We start from the raw sequence: 8,118 nt of genomic DNA, 5'->3' as shown, positions 1-8,118 counted from the left end.
GTGCCGGGTGACGTCGTGGTTGGACAGGACCCAGGTCGCGGGCGCGCCGACGGGGCGCATGGCCGCGAGCGAGGCGTCGATGACGGGGCGCAGCTCGGCGGCGTCCCAGTACGTGCCGAGGTACTGGAAGTTGAACGCCTGGTGCAGCTCGTCGGGGCGCACGTAGTTGGCGGTGCGCTCGACGGTCGGCGTCCACGCCTCGGCCACGGCGATGCGCCGGCCCGGGTACTCCTCCAGGACGCGCCGCCAGCTCCGGTAGATGTCGTGCACGCCGTCCTGGTCGAAGAACGGCATGGCGGCGCTGCCGAGCAGCCCGAGCTGGCCGGTGCCGCCGATGTCGGGCAGGCCGGCGGCCTTGACGAGGCCGTGGGCGACGTCGACGCGGAAGCCGTCCACGCCCATGTCGAGCCAGAAGCGCAGGATGGAGCGGAACTCGTCGGCGACCGCCGGGTGCTCCCAGTCGAAGTCGGGCTGCTCGGGGGCGAAGAGGTGCAGGTACCACTCGCCGTCCGGGCAGCGGGTCCAGGCGGGGCCGCCGAAGATGGACTCCCAGTCGTTGGGCGGCAGTTCGCCGTGCGCGCCCTTGCCGGGGCGGAAGTGGTAGCGGGCGCGCAGCGGGGAGCCGGGGCCTTCGGCCAGGGCGCGGCGGAACCACTCGTGGCGGTCGGAGGAGTGGTTGGGTACGACGTCCACGATGACCCGCAGGCCGAGTCCGTGGGCGTCGCGGATGAGGGCGTCGGCGTCGTGGAGGGTGCCGTAGACGGGGTCGATGGCGCGGTAGTCGGCGACGTCGTAGCCGCCGTCGGCCTGCGGGGAGGCGTAGAACGGGCTGAGCCACACCGCGTCGACGCCGAGTTGCGCGAGGTAGGGTAGCCGGGCGCGGATGCCGGGCAGGTCGCCGGTGCCGTCGCCGTCGCCGTCGGCGAAGCTGCGCGGATAGACCTGGTAGATCACCGCGTCGCGCCACCAGTCGAGGGCGTCGGCGGAGTCGGCGGCCGTACGGGCGGCAAGGTGCTGGGTCATGTCTTCCCCGGGTCGTCGGTGGGCGGGCGGCCCGCGCGGGCCGCGTCCAGTGGCTTGCGGGAGGAGGGGGGCGGGCGGAGGCGCGTGGAAGGGGGCGTGCCGGTCTACGACTTGGCGGCGCCTGCCGTGAGGCCGGTCACCAGGTGGCGCTGGACGAGGTAGAAGAACGCCGCCGCGGGGATCGCGATGAGCACGCCGGTGGCGGCCATCAGGTTCCACTGCTGGTCGTGCTGGCTGACGAAGGTCGCCAGGCCGATGGGCAGCGTGTACTTGTCGGAGCTGAGCAGGAACACCGACGCGAAGGCGAACTCCGCCCAGGCGGTGAGGAAGGTGTAGAACGCCGCGACCGCCATGCCCGGCCGGGCCAGCGGCAGCACCAGCCGCCAGAACGTGCCGAAGGGCGTGAGCCCGTCGACGCGGCCGGCCTCGTCGATCTCGTGCGGGATGGTGTCGAAGTAGCCCTTGAGCAGCCAGGCGCAGTACGGCACGGCCTGGGTGAGGTTGACGGCGATCAGCGCCCAGTAGGTGTCCAGCAGGTCGAGCCCGGCCAGGATGTTGTACAGCGGCACGATGAGGATCGCGAACGGGAACATCTGGGTGACCAGGAACGTCCACATGAGCTGCCGGTGGCCGGGGAAGCGCATGCGCGAGACGGCGTAGGCGGCGCTGGCGGAGGCGAAGACGCCGATGAGGCAGGTGCCGAGGCTGACGATGAGCGAGTTGCCGACCCAGTGCAGGAAGTCGGTGTCGGACAGCACGGTGGTGTAGTTCGACAGGCTGACCTTGCCGGCGATCTCGCCGGCGTGCAGGAAGTCGGTCTTGTCGGGGCCGAGGGAGATCCACGCCAGCCAGGCGACCGGGAAGAGCGCGACGAAGCTCGCCGCGAGCAGCGTGCCGTGCAGCGCGACGGACGCGGCGGTGCTGCGCTCGCCGCGGCGGCGCGGGCGGGAGGGAGCAGGGCGGCGCGGGCGGGAGGGAGCAGGGCGGCGGGGGTGGGAGGGAGCAGGGCGGCGGGGGTGGGAGGGAGCAGGGCGGGTCATCGGACGGCCGCCTCCTCGTTGCGGTTCAGCCAGCGGCGGTAGACCGACACCAGCACGACGAGCATGGACAGGATGATCACGCCGTACGCGGCGGAGCCGGCGTAGTCCCGCGGCGTCTGGCCGAAGCCGAGCCGGTACGCCCAGGTGACGAGGATCTCGGTGTCGGGCGCGGTGGAGCCGAAGAGCAGGAAGATGACGATGAACTGGTTGAACGTCCAGATCACGCCCAGCATGATCACCGTGCTGCTCACCGCCCGCAGCCCGGGCAGCGTCACGTACCGGAACCGCTGCCAGGGCGTGGCGCCGTCCGTCTCGGCGGCCTCGTACAGCTCGCCCGGGATGGACTGGAGCCCCCCGAGCAGCGAGACCATCATGAACGGGACGCCGCACCAGGTGTTGACGACGATCGCCGCCGTCCGCTGCCAGAACGGCTCGCTGAGCCAGGCGGGTTCGGGCATGCCGACGGAGGCGAACGCGGAGTTGAGCACGCCCCCGTCGGCGAGGATCATCCGCCAGGAGAAGACGGTGACGAACGTCGGCACCGCCCACGGCAGGATCAGCACCAGCCGGTACAGGGTGCGCCCGCGCATCCTGCGGTTGAGCAGGACGGCGAGGCCCAGGCCGATGCCGTAGTGGAGGGCGACGCAGGCGGCGGTCCAGAAGAGCGTCCAGACGAACTGCTTCCAGAAGGTGTCGGCGCCGCTGCCGGTGAGGATCTCGACGTAGTGGTCGAAGCCGACGAAGGAGAAGCTGTCCGGGATCTTGTTGACGCCGATGGTGCGGCCGACGTTGTCGCTCGTGGCGTCGGTCAGCGACAGGTACACGCCGCGGCCCAGCGGGTACGCCACGAGCACGCCGAGGACGGCGACGACCGGGGCGACCATGGCGTAGGCGTACCAGTGGCGGCTGTACGACTGCTTCAGGCTGCTGATCACTTCCGTTGCCCTTCAGGACCGCTGCGGCGCGCTACGCGAAGTCGGGGACCAGTTCGCCGAACTTCTCGGCGGTGGCGTCGAGTCCGTCCTCGACTCCGGTGTCGCCCTTGAGGACGGCGGCGAGGTTCTGCGCGAAGTCGTCGCCGAGCAGGGTGCTGTACTCGGGCAGCGCGGGGCGCGGCCGGGCGGTGTCGGCCAGCACCTGCTGGTAGTCGGCGACGCCGGGGGCGGCCTTGACCTCGTCGGTGTAGGCGGAGGTGCGGGTGGGCAGGGTGCCGTTCTTCACAGCGATCTTCGACTGGGTCTTCGCCGAGGTCATCCAGCCGACGAACTCGATCGCGGCCTCCTTGTGCGCCTCGTCGGAGCCGTTGTAGACGGAGAGGTTGTGGCCGCCGGTGGGGGCGCCGGCCTTGCCGGTGGAGCCGGCGGGAACGGGGGCGATGCCGAGGTTCGCCTTGTCCTCGAAGGCGGGGCCGGCGTAGACGTTGGTCAGCTCCCACGGGCCCTGGACGGCCATCGCGACCTTGCCGTTGACGAAGGCGTCCTGCATGTGGGCGTACGCGTCGGCGGTGACGTCGAGGTCGGCGGTGCCCGGCGCCTCGACGATCTCCCTGGCCTTCGCCACCCCGGTGACGGCCTCCGGCGAGTTGACGGTGATCTTCTGCGCCCCGGCGTCGACCATGTCGGTGCCCTCGCCGAAGAGGAACGGCAGCGTGTAGTACGGGTCCTTGTTGACCCAGAAGCCGTCGGCGCCGGTCTTGGCCTCGACGTCGGCGGCGACGTCCATGAGCCGGTCCCAGTCGGCGGGCGGCGCGTCGTGGCCGGCCTTCGCCAGGAGGTCCTTGTTCCACATCAGCGCGAGGGTGTCGGTGACGATCGGGGCGCCGTAGGTGGTGCCCTCGTACTGCGCCTGCTTCAGCAGGGAGGGCGTGAAGTCGTCCTGCTCCGCCAGCGCCGCGGTGCCGTCGAGCGGGGCGAGGAACTGCGACTTGGCCCAGGAGGCGGTCCAGCCGACCTCGGTGCGGATGACGTCGGGGGCGCCCTTGGTGCCGGCGGCGGTGGTGAACTTGTTCTGCGCCTGGTCGAAGGGGACGTTGACGTATTCGACCTTGATGCCCGGGTTGGCCTTCTCGAACTCCTTGATCAACGCCTTGTACGTGGGCGCCTCGTTGGTGGCGTTGGAGGTGTCCCACCAGGTGATCGTCACCTGCCCGCCGGCGCTCCCGCCGCCGTCGCCGCCGTCCCCGTCGTCCCCGCAGGCCGTGGCCGTCAGCGCAAGTGAGGCGGCCAGGGCGGTGGCGGCTATGCCACGTCGCATAGTGAACTCTCCTTCAGGCAGGGAACCGTGACCGCGCAGCGCGGCGCCGGACGCCGAGGAAGCTAACAGGATTGGCATGCGGCCGAAAGACCTTGCAAGAAATTTCTGCAAGGAGTTACGGTCACAGCAGAGAACCAGGGAGGACACGACGTGCGCCAGGAACAGTCAGGTCCCGCGACCGCGCGGCTCGCCGACATCGCGGCCCAGGCCGGGGTCAGCGAGGCCACGGTCAGCCGGGTGCTGAACGGCAGACCGGGCGTCGCGGACACCACCCGGCAGGCCGTGCTGGCCGCCCTCGACGTGCTCGGCTACGAGCGGCCGGTGAAGCTGCGCCGGCGCAGCGCGGGGCTGATCGGCCTGCTCATCCCCGAGTTGGACAACCCGATCTTCCCCGGCTTCGCGCAGGTGATCGGCCAGGCGCTGACCCGGCAGGGCTACACCCCGGTGCTGGCGGCGCAGACGCCCGGCGGCTCGACGGAGGACGAGCTGACCGAGATGCTCGTGGAGCGCGGCGTGGACGGCATCGTCTTCGTCTCCGGGCTGCACGCCGACACCACCGCCGACATGGAGCGGTACACGCGGCTGCGCGGCAAGGGCGTGCCGTTCGTGATGATCAACGGCTACTCGGAGAAGTTCCAGGGCACGTTCATCTCCCCCGACGACCGGGACGCGATGCGGCTGTCGGTGACGCACCTGGCCTCCCTGGGCCACCGCCGCATCGGGCTCGCGCTCGGGCCCGGCCGCTTCGTGCCCGTACAGCGCAAGGTCGAGGGGTTCCTCGACTCCATGCGCGACGTGCTGGCCGTACCGCAGGAGGACGCGCGGGCGGACATCGAGCACTCGCTGTACTCGCTGGAGGGCGGGCAGGCCGCGGCGTCGGCGCTGCTGGACCGCGGCTGCACGGCGATCGTGTGCGCCAGCGACATGATGGCGCTGGGCGCGATCCGGGCGGCGCGGCAGCGGGGGCTCGCGGTGCCGCGGCAGGTGTCGGTGGTGGGCTACGACGACTCGCCGCTGATCCCCTTCACCGACCCGCCGCTGACGACGGTGCGCCAGCCGGTGACGGCGATGGGCCAGGCCGCGGTGCGGGCGCTGCTGGAGGAGATCGGCGGCACCCCGGCGCCGCACGCCGAGTTCGTCTTCCACCCGGAGCTGGTGGTACGGGGCTCGACGGCCTCGGCGCCCGCGGAGACGTGACCGCGGGCGCCGGTGCCACGGCGCCTTTCCGTTACGGGTGGAAGGCGACCGCCCCCTTGGCGGGCAGGTCGAGCGCGACCCGCCCGCCGGCGACGGTGACCTCGGTGGCGCAGCCGTCGAGGACGTTGCAGTACGTGCCGTCCGCGACCGCCGTGCCGAACTCCTGACTCACCGGCTCCCCGGTGTTGTTGAGCGCCACGAACCCGCGGTCGCCGCGGCCGAAGCCGACGACGTTGCCGCGCGGCGACTGCCAGTCGGTCACCTCGGCGCCGCCGGCGGCGTTGCGCCAGCCGACCATCCCCGTGATCCGCGGGTCGCGGTCGAGGCAGTACCAGCCGGCGCCGCAGTCGGTGCCGGTGACGAAGCCGCCCCCGTCGGCGGGCGGCGAGTCGTCGTTGCCGGCGAACGCGAAGCCCGCGTACACGGTGGGCGGCGCGTCCGTCCAGCCGAGCTGGAAGACGTTGGCGAGGACGGCGGTGTCGCCGTCCTTGTACGTCAGGTGGCGGCCGTTGCGCTCGGTGTCGTGGTTGGTGACGAACGACACCGAGTTCCGCGCGGGCAGCAGGCCCTGGTCACCGAGGTTCTCCAGCCGGGCGATGTCGCTCTGGAACGCGGACTTCACCCGGTCGCCGAAGAAGAAGTCCAGCACCCGGCCGCTGCCGTAGTACTCGTCGGGCGCGGGGGTGCTGCCGGGGAAGACCTCGTGGAAGACGAACGGCCGCGCGCCGGCCGCGGTGTCGTCCAGCCGGCCGGCGATGGCCTCCAGGTCGGCGGCGGGGATGTGCTTGGCGGCGTCGACGCGGAAGCCGGAGACGCCGCGGGCGATCTGGGAGTTCAGATATCCGGCGATCTTGTCGCGGACGGCGTCGCTGCCGGTCTTCAGGTCCGGCAGGCCGAGCAGCTCGCAGTTCTGCACCTCCCACTTGTCGTCCCAGTTGCCGATCTCGCGGTTGCAGACGTCGACGTTGTAGTCCGCCCGGGAGTACATGGGCGGCGCGTACTTGTCGCCGAGCGCGGTGCCGGCGTAGCCGGTGCCGGTCTGGGCCGCGGTGTGGTTGACGACGGCGTCGGTGTAGACGGCGACGCCGGCGCCGTCGCAGGCGGCCGTCATGGCGGTGAAGTCGGCCTCGGTGCCCAGGCGGCCGGTGAGGCCGTAGCTGTACGGCTGGTAGACGTCCCACCAGTGGTGCTGCGGGTGGGCCAGGGACTCCGCGGGCGGCGCCACCCACACGGCGGCGTACCCCGCCGGGCCGAGGACGTCGGTGCACTCGGCGGCGACCGACTTCCAGTTCCAGGACCACAGGTTGGCGATCACGTCGCCCCCCGCGGCCGCCTCCGCCGCCGGCGCCTCCGCCGCCCCCGCCTCCGCCGCCGTACTCGCCCGGGTGGCGGCGGGCAGCAGCGCGAGCACGAGGGCGGCGAGCGCCGTCCCGAGCAGCAGGCGTGCGCCGCGCAGCCGTGCACGTACCGGATGAGCCATGTGTACCCTCCTCGCTTCGGAGAGCTGACGCGCCACAGCCACATCGGTGTTCGGATGGAAAGCTTGTGCAGAGCGACCGTAGAGGCCGTGCCGGAGCACGGTCAACCCGCATGAAAGATGACTGCAAGGTCTTTCAACCCGGCCCCGGCGGTGCTAGTTTCTCGCACGCCGGTCCGGCCGGTCGGGGGTCCTTCACAGGCCCCACGCGCCCGACCGGCCGGATCGGTCTCCTCAGTCCAGGTAGCCGCGGAGCTGGTCCGCGAAGGCGTGGTCGCGCAGCTTGTTGAGGGTCTTGGACTCGATCTGCCGGATCCGCTCGCGGGTCACGCCGAAGATGCGGCCTATCTCCTCCAGCGTCCGCGGCCGGCCGTCGATCAGCCCGTACCGCAACTGCACCACCTTGCGCTCCCGTTCGCCCAGCGTCGACAGCACCGCCTCCAGGTGCTCGCGCAGCAGCAGGAACGCCGCGGACTCCACGGGGGAGGCGGCGTCGCCGTCCTCGATGAGGTCGCCGAGCGCGACGTCCTCCTCCTCGCCGACCGGCGCGTGCAGCGACACGGGCTCCTGCGCCAGCCGCAGCACCTCGCTCACCCGCTCCTCGGGCAGCCCGAGATGGGTGCCGACCTCCTCGGGTGTCGGCTCGTAGCCGCGCTCCTGGAGCATGCGGCGCTGGACGCGCACGACGCGGTTGATCAGCTCGACGACGTGGACGGGGACGCGGATGGTCCGCGCCTGGTCGGCCAGCGCGCGGGACATGGCCTGGCGGATCCACCAGGTCGCGTACGTGGAGAACTTGTAGCCGCGGGCGTAGTCGAACTTCTCCACCGCGCGGATCAGCCCGAGGTTGCCCTCCTGCACCAGGTCGAGCATCGTCAGCCCGCGGCCCACGTACCGCTTGGCGACGGAGACGACGAGCCGCAGGTTCGCCTCGATCAGCCGGCGCTTGGCCATCCGGCCCAGCACGACGAGCCGGTCCAGGTCCAGCGCGAGCTGGGTGACCAGGTCGGGCTCGCTGGCGAGCTTCTCCTCGGCGAACAGCCCGGCCTCGACGCGCCGGGCCAGCTCCACCTCCTCGGCGGCGCTGAGGAGCGGAATCCGGCCGATCTCGCGCAGGTACTGCCGGAA

Annotated in this window: 7 protein-coding genes; 1 reads left to right on the top strand and 6 read right to left on the bottom strand. The window is 71.7% G+C overall.

Features of this window, described 5'->3' with window-relative positions; genetic code table 11:
• The 4 genes from H5J30_RS10940 to H5J30_RS10925 form a co-directional block, all read right to left on the bottom strand.
• Positions 1-1,023 (bottom strand): alpha-amylase family glycosyl hydrolase (locus H5J30_RS10940; protein ID WP_258563244.1); only part of this gene is annotated, 1,023 nt, incomplete at its 3' end.
• Between the two features lie 104 nt (positions 1,024-1,127).
• Entirely contained in the window at positions 1,128-2,063 is a 936-nt protein-coding gene (locus tag H5J30_RS10935; RefSeq protein WP_258563243.1) for a sugar ABC transporter permease, read from the bottom strand.
• Positions 2,060-2,947, bottom strand: coding sequence for a carbohydrate ABC transporter permease (locus H5J30_RS10930; RefSeq protein ID WP_220188768.1), 888 nt, complete (start codon positions 2,945-2,947; stop codon positions 2,060-2,062). The genes H5J30_RS10935 and H5J30_RS10930 overlap by 4 nt, the downstream gene beginning before the upstream one ends.
• 82 nt (positions 2,948-3,029) lie before the next feature.
• Positions 3,030-4,316 (bottom strand): extracellular solute-binding protein, encoded by a 1,287-nt coding sequence (locus tag H5J30_RS10925; RefSeq protein WP_181787238.1) that lies wholly within the window; start codon positions 4,314-4,316, stop codon positions 3,030-3,032.
• 150 nt (positions 4,317-4,466) lie between these two features.
• Between H5J30_RS10925 and H5J30_RS10920 the strand changes: the two genes are divergently transcribed.
• Complete coding sequence (locus tag H5J30_RS10920) at positions 4,467-5,513, top strand: LacI family DNA-binding transcriptional regulator (protein ID WP_181787237.1); 1,047 nt, start codon at positions 4,467-4,469, stop codon at positions 5,511-5,513.
• Between the two features lie 31 nt (positions 5,514-5,544).
• Here H5J30_RS10920 and H5J30_RS10915 read toward each other — a convergent pair whose 3' ends face one another.
• Complete coding sequence (locus H5J30_RS10915; protein WP_181787236.1) at positions 5,545-6,993, bottom strand: alpha-amylase; 1,449 nt, start codon at positions 6,991-6,993, stop codon at positions 5,545-5,547.
• Between the two features lie 231 nt (positions 6,994-7,224).
• Positions 7,225-8,118 (bottom strand): RNA polymerase sigma factor (locus H5J30_RS10910; RefSeq protein WP_181787235.1); only part of this gene is annotated, 894 nt, incomplete at its 5' end.

This window comes from Streptomyces phytophilus (assembly GCF_013870535.1).
Taxonomy (GTDB): domain Bacteria; phylum Actinomycetota; class Actinomycetes; order Streptomycetales; family Streptomycetaceae; genus Streptomyces; species Streptomyces phytophilus.
This window is presented reverse-complemented; position numbering and strand designations above follow the sequence as displayed.